The 888-nt window shown below is 48.3% G+C and carries 1 protein-coding gene; it reads right to left on the bottom strand.

What is annotated here, in order from left to right; all coding sequences use genetic code 11:
• The coding region (locus VJI94_RS07815; protein WP_324008933.1) for a hypothetical protein at positions 1-735 on the bottom strand (735 nt) is incomplete at its 3' end.
• Positions 736-888 lie beyond the last annotated feature (153 nt).

Genomic DNA, 888 nt, shown 5'->3' with positions numbered 1-888 from the left:
AACGATTGGATGGTCATACTTGCGGGAGATGTCTTCGAGAGCCGCTTCGTTTGTCGACATCGACATCATACCTAGGCCAAGCTTACCGTAGAGTAGATCCTTCAGCTGCTTGGGGCTGCCGAAGTTAATATCTGTACCTACATGCTTGCGCGCATAGACCTGCAACTGTTCATTAAGTCCTGCCAATTCATCGGTAAGCTTCTGGTAGTTCTGCTTAACCCTATCTACATCAACCTTGACACCGTACAGCTGCATCTCTGCAATAAAGTCGTTAGCGGGAATCAGCAGTGTGCGATACAGGGATGTAAGATGCGGATGGTTCTGCAACTCCGCCAGCATCGGCTTGAGAACACGGTGCTGCTTACTAAGGTCGATGGCGTTGTACTTGGCCAACACCAAAGGTGGAATTACACGGTAAGACGTTTTCTTATTAGGCAAGTATTCATCGAGCATGCCCTTATGCTTGGGTGCTCGAATCCAATGCTGTGCCACCTGATCCAAGTCATGGTAGCCGCCATTTTCATTGAAGGTGTAGGACAGCAAAACAGTGTCTTCATGTACATCTGCTTTGATGCCCATGGCGCGGAACCATTTGATATCGAATAGACCGTTATGCCAAGCCCATCGACCATTTTCCATCAGCCGCTTGGTGGTATTATGCATACCATAAAGAAGCTTCTCTGGGATAACGTCGACGTGATCACCATTCTCCTTGGTAATACCATGGCAAAGCATTCTGCCACCATACCAATGCAGCTGATCAGTCTCGACGTCACCAGTAATAGCCTCACCAGTAGTCTCAGACCAGTGGAGGTATTCATCAACTAGGACATTATATTCCGATGGGGACTCCACTATCGAGAAGGTGGGTTCAGACCATTCATCGGG

This window comes from Parvimonas sp. D9 (assembly GCF_035282565.1).
GTDB classification, from domain to species: Bacteria; Bacillota; Clostridia; order Tissierellales; family Peptoniphilaceae; genus Parvimonas; species Parvimonas micra.
This window is presented reverse-complemented; position numbering and strand designations above follow the sequence as displayed.